Source organism: Desulforhopalus sp. IMCC35007 (genome assembly GCF_005116575.1).
In the GTDB taxonomy this organism is placed as follows: domain Bacteria; phylum Desulfobacterota; class Desulfobulbia; order Desulfobulbales; family Desulfocapsaceae; genus Desulforhopalus_A.
Genome location: NZ_SWCN01000014.1, coordinates 58,301 through 76,544 on the forward strand (window position 1 = coordinate 58,301; position 18,244 = coordinate 76,544).

Annotated in this window: 14 protein-coding genes; 1 reads left to right on the plus strand and 13 read right to left on the minus strand. The window is 45.2% G+C overall.

Annotated elements, in window-relative coordinates:
• Nucleotides 1-243: 243 nt before the first annotated feature.
• The 13 genes from FCL48_RS15100 to FCL48_RS15155 all read right to left on the minus strand — a co-directional run bounded on the left by FCL48_RS15100 (nt 244) and on the right by FCL48_RS15155 (nt 15,902).
• Nucleotides 244-420 (minus strand): hypothetical protein, encoded by a 177-nt coding sequence (locus tag FCL48_RS15100; RefSeq protein WP_136873128.1) that lies wholly within the window; start codon nt 418-420, stop codon nt 244-246.
• A gap of 135 nt (nt 421-555) precedes the next feature.
• Nucleotides 556-1,176 (minus strand): DUF3786 domain-containing protein, encoded by a 621-nt coding sequence (locus tag FCL48_RS15105; RefSeq protein WP_136873129.1) that lies wholly within the window; start codon nt 1,174-1,176, stop codon nt 556-558.
• Nucleotides 1,173-1,346 carry a hypothetical protein gene (locus FCL48_RS25020; RefSeq protein ID WP_169309241.1) on the minus strand — a complete coding sequence of 58 codons (174 nt, stop codon included), beginning with the start codon at nt 1,344-1,346 and terminating at the stop codon, nt 1,173-1,175. Before FCL48_RS25020 ends, FCL48_RS15105 begins: the two co-directional genes overlap by 4 nt.
• Nucleotides 1,347-1,374: 28 nt before the next feature.
• A complete protein-coding gene (locus tag FCL48_RS15110) occupies nt 1,375-1,818 on the minus strand; it encodes a hypothetical protein (RefSeq protein ID WP_136873130.1) in 444 nt (147 codons plus the stop codon).
• A gap of 81 nt (nt 1,819-1,899) precedes the next feature.
• Nucleotides 1,900-3,861, minus strand: a complete 1,962-nt coding sequence (cooS, locus tag FCL48_RS15115; RefSeq protein ID WP_136873131.1) for an anaerobic carbon-monoxide dehydrogenase catalytic subunit — start codon at nt 3,859-3,861, stop codon at nt 1,900-1,902.
• Nucleotides 3,862-4,173: 312 nt separating this feature from the next.
• Nucleotides 4,174-4,953: an AAA family ATPase gene (locus FCL48_RS15120; protein ID WP_136873132.1), complete on the minus strand. Its 780-nt coding sequence runs from the start codon at nt 4,951-4,953 to the stop codon at nt 4,174-4,176.
• 75 nt (nt 4,954-5,028) lie between these two features.
• Nucleotides 5,029-5,313: a hypothetical protein gene (locus FCL48_RS15125; protein WP_136873133.1), complete on the minus strand. Its 285-nt coding sequence runs from the start codon at nt 5,311-5,313 to the stop codon at nt 5,029-5,031.
• A 113-nt stretch (nt 5,314-5,426) separates the two neighbouring features.
• Entirely contained in the window at nt 5,427-6,317 is an 891-nt protein-coding gene (locus FCL48_RS15130; protein WP_136873134.1) for a dihydropteroate synthase, read from the minus strand.
• Nucleotides 6,318-6,428: 111 nt separating this feature from the next.
• A complete protein-coding gene (gene acsC, locus FCL48_RS15135) occupies nt 6,429-7,769 on the minus strand; it encodes an acetyl-CoA decarbonylase/synthase complex subunit gamma (RefSeq protein WP_136873135.1) in 1,341 nt (446 codons plus the stop codon).
• A gap of 81 nt (nt 7,770-7,850) precedes the next feature.
• Nucleotides 7,851-10,064 carry an acetyl-CoA decarbonylase/synthase complex subunit alpha/beta gene (gene acsB, locus FCL48_RS15140; protein WP_136873136.1) on the minus strand — a complete coding sequence of 738 codons (2,214 nt, stop codon included), beginning with the start codon at nt 10,062-10,064 and terminating at the stop codon, nt 7,851-7,853.
• A 50-nt stretch (nt 10,065-10,114) separates the two neighbouring features.
• The gene (cooS, locus tag FCL48_RS15145) at nt 10,115-12,142 is read right to left on the minus strand and encodes an anaerobic carbon-monoxide dehydrogenase catalytic subunit (RefSeq protein WP_136873137.1); all 2,028 of its coding nucleotides are present in this window, start codon (nt 12,140-12,142) and stop codon (nt 10,115-10,117) included.
• Between the two features lie 67 nt (nt 12,143-12,209).
• Nucleotides 12,210-13,781: an acetyl-CoA decarbonylase/synthase complex subunit delta gene (locus FCL48_RS15150; protein ID WP_136873138.1), complete on the minus strand. Its 1,572-nt coding sequence runs from the start codon at nt 13,779-13,781 to the stop codon at nt 12,210-12,212.
• Between the two features lie 168 nt (nt 13,782-13,949).
• The gene (locus FCL48_RS15155; RefSeq protein WP_136873139.1) at nt 13,950-15,902 is read right to left on the minus strand and encodes an ASKHA domain-containing protein; all 1,953 of its coding nucleotides are present in this window, start codon (nt 15,900-15,902) and stop codon (nt 13,950-13,952) included.
• Between the two features lie 941 nt (nt 15,903-16,843).
• On the opposite strand from FCL48_RS15155, the gene FCL48_RS15160 reads away from it, so the two are divergent.
• The gene (locus FCL48_RS15160) at nt 16,844-18,238 is read left to right on the plus strand and encodes an FAD-binding oxidoreductase (RefSeq protein WP_136873140.1); all 1,395 of its coding nucleotides are present in this window, start codon (nt 16,844-16,846) and stop codon (nt 18,236-18,238) included.
• Nucleotides 18,239-18,244 lie beyond the last annotated feature (6 nt).

Consider the following 18,244-nt stretch of genomic DNA (forward strand, 5'->3'; position numbering starts at 1 on the left):
GATGATAGATCAAATATGAAATCACTTGCTCTATCTAATCACGAATGACAGGAGAAGGTCAAATTTCCAAGAGAAAAAAATCTACTTTTCTCTAAACAATAATATGCTGTAAGTCATTATAAAGACAGATATACTACGTTGTAACGCTACTCTGGAAAATTACGGAAAGGAGTGTTAAAAGTGGACAGACATGCGGGTAATATCTTCGCCTGCAATGCGCAGACGAAGATATTTGCAAATTTTTCAGGACTTCATTTTACATTTTTCGGCGTCTACCATAGAACCACAGGAACGGCATTTAACAGTTTTACCAAGTTCATCTGAAAAAACTTCCCACTCGTGACCACAATCAGGGCATTTCAGCTTCACTTCTTTAAGACTCTTGTTACTTTCAAAGCCTGGACAATGAGTATCCGTCATAACACGCCTCCTCTTTGATGTTTTATCTGCACAACATTGCCTAACAAAATAATTATAAGACGTAAGTGTAATGTTTGCCAACAGGATAATCGAGATAGTCCTGTGAAAGAGGTACTAATTCAAAAATAAAAACCGTTAATCAACAATTTTGTGGCACAACAGATCGGCTAACAAAGTGCCCGTCATTGAGAGACACTCCATATCAAGATAACGAGCCGCAGATAAATGAAATAATATTGAACAGTTTGCTGGAAACAGCTCATCACGGTCGTTGTAGTTCAAGAGTAGCGGAATTCTGGGAAGGGCATAAAAAAGACAAGAGAGATCATAGACCTCCGAGTCCTGAATCTCCCCGCCTATATTATGGCATCTTTGTCGCAACTCCTCAACTCTGCCGGAAAAGGTGCATTCCAAAAGCCGAGTGGTAGTATTGGTGAAATGAGACACAAGGGGGGCCGCATTCTTAAAGTCACGAAACGGCTGAAGTTTATGAGGGACAGGTCCAGGGTCGAGAGGACAGGTGAGCAGATATTTGCAGATAATGACCTGTACAGGTATAGAGATTTCCTGACCGTCTCCTCTCTTTAGCTGGCTGTGACTGAAGATATACTCCGAATTATAGACAGGAATAACGAGAGAAGAGTTCCTCCTCTCCAGGCCTAGAATGTCTGCTTTTGCAAATACATCTATCTTTTGGATCTGTTGAAGATACCCTTCATATGTCCGGGCAAAAACTTCGGATCGGGGAGGAATCATTGCAGAACCTTGAGTTGCTTCAATATATTTTCCCTCTCCTCTTCAAGTTGAAACAGATCAATCATAATTGGTTGTTGAACAGAATGCGCTGGCATGCGCCGTTCTGTCTCTTCAATCTTTTTTTCCAGCTCTTCTAATATTGCTTTCAATCGTTGTTTTTCAGGGATCATTGTAAAGTACAGGATCGACAATAACCATTTAGAAACTTGAAAGACATTGCAGTTCATCCTCGAGCTGGCGTATTTCGGACTCCTTTGCCAGCCTTTTAGCTGATTTATACAAAACTGTCTTGCCGATTTTTGCAGTTCTTGAAAACTGTACAATTTCATATCTGTGTTGCCCGTCGAGTAAATCTTCCACCCAGACAACACGCTCAATGTTCAAACCAAAATCATGACAAATATGCTGGGCAAACTTTTCTGGCTGAGCCGAAATAGATTGCCCGATACCTGTTTTGGAATAGACGCAGACATAAGGTTTGAGCAATTCAACTCTGCCTCTGGAAGACGGTCGCTCATAGATTTTAACATCATAGGCCCCTCCCGACCAGGCAATGGGATCCCTGCCGTCTCTCTTTATACCATCCCAGCTGTATCTACCGACATAGATGGCCATATCAGCAAGCAAAAGACAATGAGACATAATAACTATCCATATGCTATTCATATTGCAGAAAGGAGCAATGCTCCTTTCTGCATTACGATTTTATACTACAAAAGAAGTTTACGCCGTAGCATCAAGAGAACGTCGATCGGCCATATCCGTCAACACCCTTTCTCTGGACTTATCTATACCAAGTGCAGCTCTTTTCTTATCAATATGAGCAATCAATAAACGCGCCATTTCTTTTGGATCACTGGCAAAACCCCATTTACCAAACCCTAAGTTTTCCAGATCTTCAAATAGGTGCTTTTCAAAGCGGGTTCCTTTGGTCATTGGAAAGGTGTGACCAAAAACAACATACACACCCGATGCCACAAAATATTGACCGATAGCTATGGCTTTCTCACTCATCCACTCAGGTGCACAGCCCACGGCAGGGAGATCAGCTATACAATCCCCAAGACCACCAACTTTCACCATTTCAGCGGCAGCTATAAGAATTCGACTATTATCTACGCAGGAACCAAGACCAAGAACTGGTGGCATGCCCACGGTTTCGCAAACTTCAGCAAGGCCCGGGCCAGCAAGGGCTGCCGCGCCAGGACCAGTCAGACCAGCCTTGGCCAACGCCATCTGGGAGCAACCTGTTTGCAGTACAAGTACATCATTTTTAATGAGTTCCTTGACCAGTTCCACATGAGAATAATCCTGCTTGGAACGGGGGTTGGTACATCCAACAATTCCCGCTACCCCGCGTATTCTACCATTGATAATATTATCGTTGAGGGGTTTATAACTTCCTCTGAATGAACCTCCCAGCATGTAATTAATATATTCATAGGAGAAGCCATGTACACCCTTTGCAGTAATCTGAGGAATCTGTACAGGCTTTTTCCTGTTTTTGAACCTGGTAATAGCTTTAATTACTATTTCATCTGTACATGATCTTGGATCATTTTCTTCAAGATGAATATGAATTGCCCCTTCAATTTTAGCTCGATAATTTGTAGTTATGAACGGAGTCTCATAAAAATCTGCAACTTTTTTCAATCCCTGTTTAATACATTGAATATCCACAGTCATACAATCGACTGCTCCGGTGACAAGAACAGCCTCGGTGCTTGAAAAATTTCCAGCATGGGGTAATCCGTGACGAGACATGGCTTCCAGCCCTGAACAGCACATCCCTACAAGATTAATACCAGATGCCCCAGCGGCTTTTGCCGCATCTACAAGTACGGGGTCCGCGGCTGACACAACAATAGATTCCAGCAAATTAGGCTCATGTCCGTGAATAATGATGTTAACCTTGTCTTTTTGCAAAACCCCCATATCGACTTCAACTTCCACTGGAGATGGTGTTCCAAACAGGATATCTGAAATATCAGTGGAGACCATTGACCCGCCCCAACCGTCGGCCAGAGCTGTCCTAGAAATCTGTTTGGTGATATTTTCGTAGTCCTGATCTACACCCATTGCTGTACGATGCATCATCTCCATGATTTCCCGCATAGCCCCGCGTGGCACAACACCGGCAGCTCGCCAGTGCTCAAGCGTTTGGCGTGGTACCCGTTTCATCATTGGAATTTCACCATCAACCTGGGTATAGGTTAGTTCCAGTTCATGGTACAGATCCATCGCTACATCTTTAAGTTCCCTGCCTTCAGTGGCAATCTCCAAAGACTCGGCAATCTCCACCAGTTTTATGGGATCTTTAATTGAATACTCTTTCGTCTTTCCTTGAATGACATCGCGAAACAGTTCCAGCATTGCCATACCATGATCAGTATGTGCAGCGGTCCCCGCAGCAACCATACGCCCGAAATTTCTGGCAACAATGGTATCAACAGTGGCTCCGCATACCCCGACCCTGTCGTAAGGGCTATTCACATTCATACGACAAGGCCCCATGGCGCAATGCTTGCAACATGCTGCCTGTTCACCTATTGGGCACGCCTTCATAGAGTTGGCACGATCAAAGAATAACTCCACGCCATCTTGTCTTGCCTTGGTAATCATCTGAGCTGTGCTTTCACAGGTTGTGATATCCTCTACCTTAATGAGCTCGAGTGGTTTTGCCATGGTTCCTCCAAAGAGAGCAATTATTTGAATTGAAAAGAAGAGGTGTATGTCTTTTTGTGAATCAAAAGATGAACCACCACAAAATGACAAGCCCTCACACGATAAAAGAATAATAAACAACCTCAACAGGGAAAGAGAAACATTCTCTTTTGAGATTAATTCCTATTTATTCACAATGCCACTACAATGTGTCATTGTCAAGTGGTTATTGTCTGAAAATTACACTAACTTAAGAGGATAGAAGTTGAAGAAAAAAAGCTAAAAAGAAGCAGCCCGCACAGATTTCATGATCTATGCGAGCAGGTTATGGAATTACTTATTGAGGTTTTCCAACTGTTTGACAATTGCAAAGAGTTCTTTGGGAGCGTCGTTTATATCTTCAAAAGGACGTCGTCCTTCGCGATCCGAGGCAACAACCTCAGGATGCTCTGGCAGAAAACCTAATATTTCAAAGTCTGGAAGTGTCTTTCTGATAAGCTCTTCATCTTCCGGGCCTTTCACCCTGTTACCAAGGACGAGAACTTTCTGGATACCGATATCTTTCCCAAGCTTTCTGATTTTTTCTGCGGCAACTCTACTGCGAGCCCCGGGATTTACCACAATGATCAGTGCATCAACGGACCCGGAAGTTGCCCGGCCGAGATGCTCCACCCCTGCCTCCATATCCATGACCACAATGTCATCACGAAAAAGAACAAGATGGTTCATCAGTGCTTTAAGAATGGTGCTCTCCGGACAGATACAGCCAGAACCACCACTTTGCACTGTTCCCATGACAAGGAGTCGAACATTGTCTCTTGTGAGAGAAAAACGATCTGGAATATCATCGACTTTTGGATTAAGGCTAAAAAAACCACCCATTGTCCCAGCCTTGGCCCCGGTTCTCTCTTCAATCAGTTCGGTGAGCCCAGAAATCGGAACAATGGGCTCTTCTTCTGAAATACCAAGTCCTGCGGCGAGGTTGGCAACAGGATCTGCATCAATTGCAATAACCTTATTCTTTTCATTTGCAGCTAAACAACGAGCAATTAATGAGGTGACCGTCGTCTTCCCAACACCTCCTTTACCGCCAATAGCAATTTTCAGACTCACGTTATTCAGTCTCCTTTAACTGGAACATCTTTATCATCAACAAAAGCATCTTTTTCAAGGGTATCACAGCATGTACTACTCGGTGATAATTTTGCCGTCACTGTCTACAAGAGTAACCACAAATCCATGTTTTGCAGCGGCTTCATTAATTTCTTCGATATGAACCGCCTGACATTCGTGTTTTACACCTTTTTTTCTTGGAAGCTCAAGAAAGCAGTCATTCGCCACATCTCTTGACCTGAATACAGGAATAAAATTAATATCCTTTTCTTCGTTATACAATCCAAAATATGTCTCGCCCGGACCCGGATCGCAGACAAAAACATAGACCCACTCATCTGAGTTTTTAATATCTTCCATGGTTTAACCCTGTTGTTGTAAACTACTATTTGCAAAAGTGTCTGGCAGAAAATACGACAAAAAAAGCCTCACCCTGATTCAGGATGAGGCTTTTTTTAAAAACCATCAAAAAATTAAATTTCCAGATAGGAATCAGAAAAAAGATTCTCGCCGGTAATAACCTTAACGGTCTTGACGTAATCACCTAGCTCCTTGGAAAGAGTAGAAATATCAGGTGCATTGCCGTCCATGGTCTGATGAACAACCTCAACGATGTCTGGTCTTTTTCCTTTTGCAACAGCCGTGAGGTTGGTGTCAAGAGGATCAGAGATAACTGACTTCATTCCATGTCTCTCAAGCATGATCATGTAGGTCGTGTTGAGGATGGGACGAAGATGAACAGGAGGACCATTGGAAATATTGGAAAGTCCACAGGTAGACATTACCCCGGGCGCGATATCTTCTACCATTGCCTGAAAATCCATAAGGGCGACACATTGCGCCTGTTGAATATTTACAGGAGTTACAATGCCGTCTACCCAGATTTTTTCATTTGGGATCCCTGCTTCGTTCGCTGCATAGAGTAACTCAACAGCCAGAGCTGCCCTCTCATTTTCATCACGTGGTAAACCATCTGGTCCCCACATAAGGGCTACAATATCAGCCTCATACTTTGCAGCTATCGGGAGCATCACGGTATATCGCTCTGGGCGAGCCATAATCGAGTTGACAATGTGCGGCTTTGAAGCAGGCTTAATGACTTTCAACCCTTCTTCGATGGCGGCAATATTGGAAGTATCTAAAAGAAGCGGCATATCAGGCACAACTTCCTGAACAACCTGAACGACCCATGGCATCAGTTCGTGACCATCTTTTTTGGCAGGACCAAGATTAATATCTATGTAGTCCATTCCTAGCTTCTGCTGCTCCAGACATTCTTCCTGAATCGGTTTTGGGTCGCGTTCTCTATATGCCTTTCCAATTACATTGGAAATAACATTGAGGCTTTCACCAAAAAGAATCATATTTTTCTCCTTTGTCAAAAAAATAGTAGTAACGAACGCTTCGATAGAACTATGAAATTATGTGATGTCAGAGCAGTAGAGGTGCCGGCACCGGCACCTCTTTCTACACTCTTATCTGTTTTTCAGAAAACCTGCGATATGTGCAGCTTCACGTGGCCCAACGGTAACGGTCCAACCCGGAAGCTCTTCTTCCACATCACCTGCAATTGCTGCTGCATAACCCGGAATAATAACTTCAGTGTGCTTGACCTTATCCATGATACCGGATTTTTTAACAAACATACCGACATCATCCCCACCAAATTTTCCAGCAGCCCATGCAGTCAGAACGGACAGTCCTTCTGCATCTTTAATGAGCAGCCATGAAGACACTTTACTTGCCTCGATCTCACCTGAAACAATAAAATAGGTAAGAGCAAAGTTAGTGGTCACAAGTACTGGAGAGTTCTCATCTGGAGTACCAATCTCAAAAATACCTTCCTCAACGGTCATTGGCCGTTGTGGATCAGTAAAGATATTGAGGCGCTCAAGTAGCAGCGGGAAGATGACTTCAGTGGTCAGATCAGACATAACCACAATCCCACCATATTTTGCAACAAACATACTGGCGATAAGACCCTCTGTCGCAATATTTGATGCCATTTCACATGGAAAAGTGATCGTTGGAAAACCAAGGGACCTGTTACCTTCTTTCAGTGCCGCACGACGAATCGCAACCTGGTCTTGAAGCGCCTGCTTGACTTCTCTTGCGCCGGAATCAATGACGAGATCCTTCAAACCCATTCCCGTCAACTTGTCTGAAAGTGCGATAAGGCCGTCAATACTGTCGGCTTTCATTGCAAGAGGCAGATTGTTGTCAAGAGCCAGCTTACCATAAGTATCGGCATTTTCAGCAGTGGCAGCATAGAGTAGAGGACGCTTAAAACCCGCCGTTTTAATTGCGCCTTCCATTACCTCTGCTTTATCACTCATCAAGATGAGATTAAATTCAGATGTTTCCGCGATAATTTTTGCAAGAGAAGCAAAGGCGACCCCGTCACCATTAACATCTTTTAAGGCAACAAGTTCAGGCCTGAGATTTAAACCTACGCGCTCGTACTGCAGTGCGTTCCAGACCTTTAATTTTGCAGTAACATCAGCTTCCGCCGTGTCAGAGGTTATAATCCCTGCAAACATTGACGGGTTGAAAAATGTTTTTTCATGTCTGTGCAAAACCGTTTCACCACCAGTCTTCGCCGCACGGACACCTTTCCCCAGTAATACAGGTCGAATCGGAGGTGCAGATGCTTCGGCCAACTGGGCTCTTGCGTCATCGGATACGTAAGGACAGGCATCTAATTCAGCTTTACCAGATGCTAAATTCATAGCAAACGCAAGACATGTTGGCACCCCACACTCCTTGCAGTTTGTTTTTGGCAGGAGTTTGAAGATTTGTATTCCTGTTAACGCCATTTTTGTTGTCTCCTTAATAATATTTCACAGCAAGAACTGCGTGGTCGAACCGAGGCAAGACCACGCAACCTGCTTCAACAATCAGCCAATAAGAGGATCCATCTTAAGTGCAGGATGTCCTTTTTCCTCGAGCCATGGCAAGATCTCCTCTTCAGTGACACCAACAGTTTCATCGGCGATCATATCAGCGAAGTTTTCTACACCCATTTCAGCACCACGGATATTGAGTTTATCACGGATTTCATCTTTGACGATCTTCGGCATCCATACCATCCTGAGGAGGCCACCATCACCGAGAATAAACTTCTTCTGGGTGATATTGAACTTGGAGTGACCAACAAATCCAGGTGAAGAAGCACCGCCACCCATGACACCTGCCAGGGTGGTAAACTTCATACCAGAAGGAGTTTCACCGGTATAGTCACGACCAACAGTCATGACTCCATTACAACTTGGAAGCATGGCAGCAATACATTCGCAACAACCACAGGTGGTCATTGGAGCGTTAACCATTGAATAGAAATTATAGGTTTCAATAGCACCTTTTGAGGCGACCTTAATAAACTCATCAACGCCTTCAAAGCGGCCAAGTACCGGATCAAGAACCTTACCTTTCTGGATTGGTTGATTTGGTCCTGTAGGATTGATTTCATAAGCAGCCTTACAATCCATCCAGTTATAGGCACCACAAAGACCGGTTCTCTCTGGGCTTACGGAACAAACATGGCTTGGTGCAAACGATTGACAGAGACTACAGGAGTAAAATACTTCCACATCTTCATCTGTCATATTATCAACACGGGAATCACGAGTCTTGTACTCCTCTCTTGCCTGTGCTGTGATTTTGTCCACATCTTCTTTTTTGGTATACAGTGTGACCTGAACCTTATCCACAATTTTCTGGAAATCCTGATGGAACTTCGCGTGGAGCGCAACACCAATATCCTTCAGAGTGAAACCTTTTTCTACAGCGGCCTTGCTCACACGGACCCAGGAAATATCCCGCTGACCAATATGCATAATACCCTGGATATAGTTGACCAGATGGTGGATCTGGCGCTCCATGATGGGTTCGAAGTCTGTCTGGAACTCTCGGCCGGCTATCTGGACGAAAATGCCTAATGGAAGGACATCACCTTCTTTCATATCAGGAATGTCTGGTCCAACGACGGTAACTTTACCATCTTCAATTTCACTCATCTCTGCCATCTTGACAAGCTCGGTACATTGGGTCTTACCACCACCCATCTGACCGAAAAGATCTCCACCACGTACACGCTCGCCCTCAAACGCAGGACCAAAAGCAAGTGGAATGTCAATTTCAGTAACGTTGATCTTCAGACCGCGAACCTCAACGGACTTCTGACAGATTTCTTTGTGGGGAACATTTGCAACAACATGCTCATAGGTACAGATACCCGTTGGAAGAATCTCAGGAATATCAGTATCAGCAAGTGTTGGAAAGCCCCAGTTAACACAACCGGCCGCTGCAACAGCCCACTCGGTTCCGACATCACCAAGTGCGTTAACAAAGGCAAAGATACGGTTTTTGTTGTACATGAGCATCTTGCGATAATCACCTGGCTGCACACCACCAAAGGCCATGGCAGCACGGTTTGCAAAACCGAGCGCAAATACAGCAGAAGAGATATCTGGACCAAAAGGTACGATACGGGTATTCCAACCGATCTGCATACCGGCCTCAAGACATTGCTCGATAACAGTCTTGCCATAGTGATTCGCTGCACAGAAGATATAGAGATTTTTCTTCTGATAATCTTCGACGATCATTTTGGCAATCTCAGCATTTGGTGCGGCACCAACGATTGCCGCAAAGCCTGGAGCGGACCCATCGACGAATTCGACACCACGCTTTCGAAGAATAATGTCACTGGCGGGACCAACCCAGAGTTTTCCTGCATCGATATCAGGATCTTCTGCATCTATGTAAAAATCTGGCTCTCTGAGGATGCGAAGAGCTTCTTTTACTTCATAGGCAAAGATACCAGCCATACCAGCATCAAGGAGTGGTCCAAGATACGGTAAATGGTTAGCACCTTTTAAGTGAGGTGGTAAAAGACCACGGGCAAATTCCATGGGCTTTTTCAAGTCCTCAAGAGTCTCACATTTCATACCTGTGAGAGAATAAATAACGGGAAGATAATATGCGGTATTAGGAAATCCGATTGGTGTGCTGGCGTCATAGCTTCGAAGAGCTTTTTCCAGTTCACCCTCCACCTGGGACACAACCTTATAACCGCCCTGTATGGCTGCAAATGCTACTAATCGTGACATGCTTAACTCCTTTCTAGAGATTCGTAGTTACGAAGATAGTTTCAGATATATTATTCTATTCCGAGGGCCTGTCTATCAGCCATATCCATAAGAACCCTGTCACGGGCCTTATCAATCCCTAATTCTTTACGCTTCTTATCAATGTGGGCGATCATCTTACGAGCATGCTTTATCGGATCTGGTTCACAATCCCACATACCCCCGTACATCTTCTCCATATCTTTATAGAGATAATCTTTAAAGACAGGAGCACCTTCCAGTGGCAGACTATAACCAAAAACCGTATAGACACCTGAGGCAACAAAGTAATGACCAATAGAAATCGCCTTCTCACTCATCCACTCAGGGGCACTACCGGCAGCAGGTAAATCACAAATATCCTTACCGAGACCACCTGCCTTCACGACTTCAGTTGCAGCGAGAAGGATACGACTGTTGTCAACGCATGAGCCTAGGTGTAATACAGGTGGGATACCTACGGTTTCACAAACTTCGGCAAGGCCTGGTCCACAATGAACAGCAGCTGATTCTGGAGTACAGAGACCATGAATACCTGCAGCTATTGCACTACAACCGGTGGTGAGAACAATTACGTCATTTTTGATCAGTTCCTTCATGATAACGATGTGTTCCTCGTTATGCTTGGTACGGGCGTTGTTACAACCAACAACACCAGCAATACCACGGATACGACCATTGATGATATTGTCATTCAAAGTGAAATAATCGCCACGGAAGCTACCGCCAAGGTGATACTTAATAGACTCAACACCAAAGCCTGCGATCTGCGATGACTTATGGCGTGGGATCATGACTTCAGCTCCACGCTTTTCATAGTTATCAATGGCAATTTTAACGATGCGGATTGCATCTTCCATCGCATGATGTTCATCAAATTCTATATGAAGCACATTGTCCTGCTCCATCTTGGCGATGGGATGAGTGGTGATCAGCTTGGTGTGGAAGCACTTGGCAACGTTGGCAAGGTTCTGGAAAATACATTGAACATCGACAACCATTGCATCACAGGCGCCGGTAATTATAGCAAGCTCCTGCTGCAGGAAGGTTCCTGCTGGTGGAATGCCGTGGCGTTGCAGAACCTCATTGGCGGTACAGCAGATACCGCTGAGCATAATCCCCTTAGCGCCTTTTCCCTTAGCATAATCGACAAGTTCCTGCGACTGGCAGGCTGCAACGATCATCTCGGAAAGCAGGGGCTCATGGCCGTGAACGATGATATTTACATGGTCTTCTTTCATGACACCAAGATTTGCTTCTGCCTGGAGAGGACTCGGAGCCCCAAACAGTACATCCTGAAGATCTGTACCGATCATGGAACCACCCCAGCCATCGGCCAGAGCTGCACGGGTTCCCTGTTTCATCAGATTTTTATAATCCTGATCAACCCCCATGTGGGTGCGGTGCATGATTTCAACAATTTCCCTGTCTACGTTGCGTGGGATAACACCCTGCTCTTCCCATTTATCCTGAAGAGCCTGCGGTGCCCTTTTGATCATGGCCAGGCTGCCCGTTGGCTTACCCCATTCCCGTACGGCAACTTCACCCACAGCAATGGCTATTTCCTGGATATCACGATCTTTGACAACCCCATTTTCTTCGACAGTTGTCGCCACACCGTAATATGGCGCGATCAGGAGAAGTTTCTGCGGATCTTTAATTTTGTAATCATCAACTTCGCCTTTAGCGGCTGCGAGAAAGGTAATGGCAACGTTACGACCATGGTCGGAATGAGCAGCGGCACCACCGGCGATCATACGGATGAAGTTTCTGGCACAGATAGTGTTTGCTGTCGCACCACACAGCCCTTTCCGGGTATCTTCGCCCTGAATGCCATCTTTTGGCAGTGGCAGACGACATGGCCCCATGGCACAGTTTTTACAGCAGATTCCCTGCATACCAATGGCACAGGGTTTCATGGTTACAGCACGGTCGAATACAGTCTCAACACCCAACTGTTGCGCCCGAGCTATCATTTCCTGGGTTGACGGTTCGATAGATGATTCCATCGCATCTGCGAGCTTCACAGTCTTTTGCACTTGTCCTTTTACTTCTGTCATATCAAGGTTCCTCCACCTAGAGTTTATGAGATTATAAAGTATCCCATGAGCCTTACATTACATAGTATTACAGAGCGGTGTCCGATTTTTTCCTTTTATGGAATCTGTCGAGCATGTCCAGAATTTTTTCTTGATCAGTTTTCTGAACAGCGGCAGCAGTCATCGTAACCTTAGCTCCCGGACTTGCGGCTGCAGCTTCATCGTGAGCCTTCTTGGCCTGTGCACGCAAGCGCCTCAGAGCACTTTCTTCTTCCTCTCGCTGCCGAACTTCAGCCTTACGGGCATCCTCTTCAGCTTTTGCTTTAGCTTCTGCATCCGCTTTGGCTTTTGCTTCTGCGTCAGCTTTAGCTTTTGCTTCTGCATCAGCCTTGGCTTTTTGATCCGCTTCGGCTTTTGCCTTGGCGTCTGCTTCAGCTTTGGCTTTTGCTTCCGCTTCAAGTTTTGCCTGCTCGGCAGGATCAACTGCAGGAGCGGCTGCCTGCTTCACAGCTTCCGGCTTAGCCGCAGGGGCGGCAGCAGCTTTTGGAGCAGCGGCTGCCTTAGGGGCCGCAGCAGCAGGGGCTTCTTTCTTTGCAGGTGCTGCTTTCTTTTCCTCTTCAGCGATGGTGAGATCTGGAGCTGGGGCAAGCGAGGCAAAATCAATTTTCGTTTCTTCCAATATTTTTGCTATTGGTTTTGCATCTTTGAGAGAACCACCGTCTGCAAGAACATCAATGAATTCTTTGACCATTCTTATTGCTTCAGGATGACGCATAATGAGAATATTTGAGCCGGCCATCAAATAAGAAACAGCACCAATGGACTCCATCATGATTCCGCGGGTCTCTGGATCGCCAAGAAGAGGATTTCCCTTTACTGTCTCTTTAGCTTCCTTACATTTCCAAACCTCGTTGCCAAGATTATTTATCATTGGAAACTGCAGCTTTTCATCACCCTGTACCATGGCCGCCATATTCAGACGCTCCATAACAGAGTAGGAATACTCCATACCGTACCCCAGACCACCTGTCGTAGGATCAACCAGGAGACGGTCCATTGGCATACCGAGATTTTCAAGGAGAATGTTTACCTGTTTTGCCAGGTTTACATCAATGGGGGAAGAGGCGATTACCGCATGGCCATAGCCCATTGCTGCGGCACCAATGCCTTTATAGTTCTTTTCTTCGACAGGCCCCAGTACGAGATTATAGTCCTGGCATTTTTCAGCGACGACCTTTAACACCGCCTCATCTTTGGCCGGATTTGCACAACCCCAAACAATAACCGGAACAGATACCGCCTCCAAAACTTTCTTCACAGTCTCAGCAGCCGACTCGGGACTGGCGTCCATATCATTTGGGTCAATACTTTTCAGCTGGACAACAATTGCGTCTGCACCATAATCATCAACGCATTTTTTTGCCCAGGCAGCAGGGTCAGAGAGAACATCTTTGAAAGGGGCCACAACAGGCTCAGGCCAGTCTTCAGGTTTGATGTCCCAGATTTCCATTGCAACGACGGGCTTATTGGGCATGTTACCTTCAAAAGTATAGAATGGATAACATGATTCACCTCCAACGGTAATCGCTGAGCTGCCACTACCGATAGAAATTGCCTTAATGCCGCCGCTATAGGATTCCTTCTTCAATTCAAATCCCACGTTTGCCTCCTTACTGGTGAGTAATTATTCTCCTGAAGATTGTCGTCCCAAGAACCGACGGCAACCTTCCCTTATCAACACAAGTACAATGTATAGAGGTACAAATGCCTGCACAACACTTTATGTGACACAGCAACCGGTGCTGTGATAAAAACCCTTACTGTCAATCTATACTGATGTCTGCGCCCTCCTTAGTTCCATGCGGGCTTTGAGCCGTGGAAATTTTTCTATTTCAGTATGGGGAAGAAACATCGCCGCTATATAATTATCCATATAAGACGGGGTCTCTGAGAGCTCAAAATTGGTCATTTTTTGGGTCACTGAAAAAACATCCTGGCGGATCCTATTGGTCAAGGAACTCATCCTTGCGCCCATAAGTGAGCCGTTTCCAATAAAGACCACCTTTTCCGCATCAACCTCCGGAAGAAGACCGATGATCATCGCCTTTTCAAGGTCGATATAACTGCCAAAACCGCCAGCTAAAATTATCTTTTCAACAGAATCAACGGTTAAGCCGACCTCTTCAAGCAGGGTCATACAGCCGCTGTAGATAGCACCTTTGGCCCGGATCAGATTATCAAGGTCCGGTTCGGTGATGGCAATATCACGGCCCAGCTGAGTTTCATCTTTCCAGGCAACAACATATTCCCAGATGTCGTTTCTCATCCGAATTCTGGGAGTATCGAGATCACGATTAAATTTTCCGCGATTGTTAATCACTCCGGTCTCAAATAAAACGGCGGCCATGGTGATAAGACCGGAGCCACAAATCCCCTTTGGCCTCACATCACCTATGGTGAAAATCATCGGTTCAAAGCTATAGGGGTCTATTGAAAAATCTTCAATCGCACCTTTAGCTGCACGCATACCGAATTCTATTCCCCCACCTTCAAACGCGGGTCCGGCCGAACAGGCAGTGCAGGCAAGCCACTCTTTATTCCCAATAACAAGTTCTGCATTGGTGCCAATATCGAGAAAGAGAGTCAACTCCTCATTCTCATACATCCCTGAACCCATCACCCCGGCGACGATGTCGCCACCGACAAAGCTTGAAACCTGGGGGTACAGGAGGGCTGTGGCATGGTCGTTGATGTGAAGTCCGATCTCCTTTGCTGAAAAAGGTGGATAGAGAGACGCTGTGGGTACGTAAGGTGCCCGCCGTATATTGCTGGGATCCACTTTTAAAAACAACTGCGTCATTGTGGTATTTCCTGCAATAGTAATGCTAGAGACGTCTTCCCGGTCCACCTTAGACTTTTTGAATATTTTTTCTAAAACATTGTTGATAGTGTCGAGCACGACCTGCTGAAGTTGCTCAAGCCCTGCTCCTTTTTCGGCATAGACAATACGAGAAATTACATCCTCTCCATAACTGATCTGTCCGTTAAAATCGCCTGCCTCACCGATGCAGGCAGCAGTAGACAGATCTACAAGCTGGCCATAAATAGTCGTCGTCCCGATATCCATAGCTATGGCATAATTGGCGTCGGTGCGATCACCGGACTGAACATTAAGTATTATATTTTTACCGCTTTCTCGCACTGAACGTTCTAGCGTTACGGTGACTTGAAAATTATCTTCTCGTAATACTTTTGAAATTTTACGTATAACGGGAAGAGTAACTTCAAGACGATGTTCGCCCGCATCAAGCTTAAGATGCTCGACGAGACGGGTCACATCGGGAAGATTATTTTGGGCATCGGGGGGAGTGAGCTTGAGAAATATTTTTTCGACAGGAGGGGTGAAATGACCTTCTTCTTTCAACCTTTCGAAATCCATGGCCTGGATTCGGGCGGTCCTCCTCGGAGTGGCCTGAAGATTCATGACACTTTTATCTATGGAAGACTCCACAGGAATGCGAACAACAATGTCGTCAATAACTTTTACAAGACACGCAAGGCGATAGCCTTTTGCGATATCTTCTTTCGATAACCGCTCTGAGATGCCACCTTCCACCGTTCCTTCTTCTATCAGGACACGACATTTACCACAGACACCTTCACCGCCACAGGAAGCATTGATATGCACACCAGCGCTCAAGGCAGCACGAATCAATCGCTCCCCTGAAGGAACGTTAATTTTCTGCTGATACGGGAGAAACGTAACACTACATTCTTTCATGAAAATACCTTGACCGTCGGGATACAGATGGATTTAAGTGTTTTCTTTAATGCGGGGACCAAGAATACTTCACCACACACCGTGTAAGATGAAACACTATCCATACCATGCAAACAAAATTAACACTACTACACTACCCTTGAGCAAGCCTTCATACACCCGCCAAATATATCATATATTTTCACAGTTACAACTTGTAATTACTAATTTTCCCTTAAAAGTCCATGAATTCTGTCACAAGCTAAATCATTTTAAAGTATTGTTTTTATCAATATTATTGATAACAGAGGTCCGCATCTATGTAAGGTATTAATAAAATAGAATATCAGATCTGCCGCATATTCCCTATATCCCGGTATCTTTTGGCCAATACGAATAAAGATCTACTGAACCTTTGGCATAATGGTCATTATTTTTACCAACAGAACACAAGGCCATTGGTATGAAGATTAATTACAACAATTTTGCTTTTGATCTTCTATAATTTTTTTTCACCAGTGAAATAAAGTACCTCTCTACTGTAGAGTATTTTTCTACTCCCCCGTACTCCACCACACCTGCCTCTATTTACTCGGCGGTACTTACTTTATTATTAGGCAAGATTTTGAAATCAATTATAATTATACCCTGATAACATCGACTACCATCAAAACTCTGGATTTAGGACTATTGGTAGGACCAATTTTACAAATCCTCAAAAAAACCACCATATTTTATATATAATACTGTTTTTAATGCTTTTTTTCCGAAAATCTTTTTTCCTTGACAATACCAGTGGTATCCTCCTATATTGGTACTACCTTTAAAAAGGACCAAATCATACGTCTTTAGTACTTATCTGTAGCTGCAATTCAAACTTCCGGCAGAGATAGGCATTAATAGATCAACCCCAGAGGGAGCTGCTCGCGCGCCCTGTTTCTCACTTGACGGAGTAAAACAAAATGAACAAAAGCCAAATCGAGGAATTAAAAGCTATTTTCGGAGAATCAGACGTGTTGACTGATGTCGAAGATATGGTTGCATACAGCTATGACGCTTCCCATGCTGAGATTCGGCCTGAGGCCGTTGTCTTTGCCAGAACTACCGAGCAGGTAAGTCAACTTATGAAATTTGCTTACAGGCAAAAAATCTGCGTCACGCCTAGGGGTCAGGGAAGCGGTCTTTCCGGAGGCTCAGTTCCATTGCAAAAGGGTATTGTTCTCAGCATGGACAAAATGAACAAGGTTTTAGATTTTGACCCAGCCAACCGCCTCATCACCGTTGAAGCAGGCCTTACCACCTCTGAAATTGATCTCGTTGCAGTTGAAGCCAATCTTTTTTACCCACCAGACCCAGGCAGCGTTGCCTTCTCTACCATCGGTGGAAATGTCGCGGAAAATGCAGGTGGTCTCCGAGGACTGAAGTACGGGGTTACCAAAGACTATGTCAAAATGATGAAGGTCGTACTGCCCCAGGGAGATATCGTCACTCTCGGCAATAAATGTGTAAAGCACGTAGCCGGGTTCAACATGGAAGGTATCTTTGTCGGCAGCGAGGGCCTTCTCGGTATCATGACCGAAGTAACTCTTGCACTTTTGCCTATCCCAGAGCACCGCGAGTCAGCACTTGCTATTTTCACCACTCTTGACAGTGCGGCACAGGCTGTTGCTGATATCATTGCAGCGGGCGTCACTCCATCAACCATGGAGTTCATGGACAACGCGACCATTAATGCCATTCAGAATTTCAAGGACTGCGGACTTCCCCGTGATGCTGCAGCTGTACTCCTGATTGAAACCGATGGGGACGAAAACGCAGCAAAAGCGGAAATTGCAAAGGTTGAAATAGAGGTCAAGAAAAATAACTGCCGTGAATTCGCCAGAGCCAAAACCAGTGCCGAACGAGACACTCTTTTTGCCGGACGAAGAGTGGCTCTCAACGCTCTTGCCAGTGTTAAGCCAAACCTTATCTTAGAAGATGCCACCGTCATGCGCTCACGTTTGCCCGAGATGGTTCGAGGAATTACCGATATTGCAACCAAATACGATATTCAGGTGGGAATTTTTGGCCATGCAGGCGATGGTAACCTCCACCCCACATTTCTTATAGACATGCAGGACAAAGATGAAATGGCCCGTACTGAGAAGGCTGTCGCTGCCCTCTTCCAGCTCGCAATCGACCTTGATGGAACCATCTCTGGAGAACATGGAATCGGCCTTGAAAAGAAACCATTTCTGCAAAATCAGATTGGCGGGGAAGGAATTGCTCTCCTGCAGAATATTAAAAGAACGTTTGACCCGCTCAACCTGTTAAATCCCGGGAAAATGTTCGATATGCCCGCAGAACAAGCGGCATAACAGGAG

Excerpts from the sequence above, each read along its gene's own strand:
- FCL48_RS25020 (WP_169309241.1), bottom strand. The coding sequence starts at position 1,346 with ATGATCCCTGAAAAACAACGATTGAAAGCAATATTAGAAGAGCTGGAA.
- acsC (WP_136873135.1), bottom strand. The coding sequence starts at position 7,769 with ATGGCGTTAACAGGAATACAAATCTTCAAACTCCTGCCAAAAACAAAC.
- FCL48_RS15110 (WP_136873130.1), bottom strand. The coding sequence starts at position 1,818 with ATGTCTCATTGTCTTTTGCTTGCTGATATGGCCATCTATGTCGGTAGA.
- FCL48_RS15160 (WP_136873140.1), top strand. The coding sequence starts at position 16,844 with ATGAACAAAAGCCAAATCGAGGAATTAAAAGCTATTTTCGGAGAATCA.
- FCL48_RS15100 (WP_136873128.1), bottom strand. The coding sequence starts at position 420 with ATGACGGATACTCATTGTCCAGGCTTTGAAAGTAACAAGAGTCTTAAA.
- cooS (WP_136873137.1), bottom strand. The coding sequence starts at position 12,142 with ATGACAGAAGTAAAAGGACAAGTGCAAAAGACTGTGAAGCTCGCAGAT.
- FCL48_RS15155 (WP_136873139.1), bottom strand. The coding sequence starts at position 15,902 with ATGAAAGAATGTAGTGTTACGTTTCTCCCGTATCAGCAGAAAATTAAC.
- acsB (WP_136873136.1), bottom strand. The coding sequence starts at position 10,064 with ATGTCACGATTAGTAGCATTTGCAGCCATACAGGGCGGTTATAAGGTT.
- FCL48_RS15125 (WP_136873133.1), bottom strand. The coding sequence starts at position 5,313 with ATGGAAGATATTAAAAACTCAGATGAGTGGGTCTATGTTTTTGTCTGC.
- FCL48_RS15130 (WP_136873134.1), bottom strand. The coding sequence starts at position 6,317 with ATGATTCTTTTTGGTGAAAGCCTCAATGTTATTTCCAATGTAATTGGA.
- FCL48_RS15105 (WP_136873129.1), bottom strand. The coding sequence starts at position 1,176 with ATGATTCCTCCCCGATCCGAAGTTTTTGCCCGGACATATGAAGGGTAT.
- cooS (WP_136873131.1), bottom strand. The coding sequence starts at position 3,861 with ATGGCAAAACCACTCGAGCTCATTAAGGTAGAGGATATCACAACCTGT.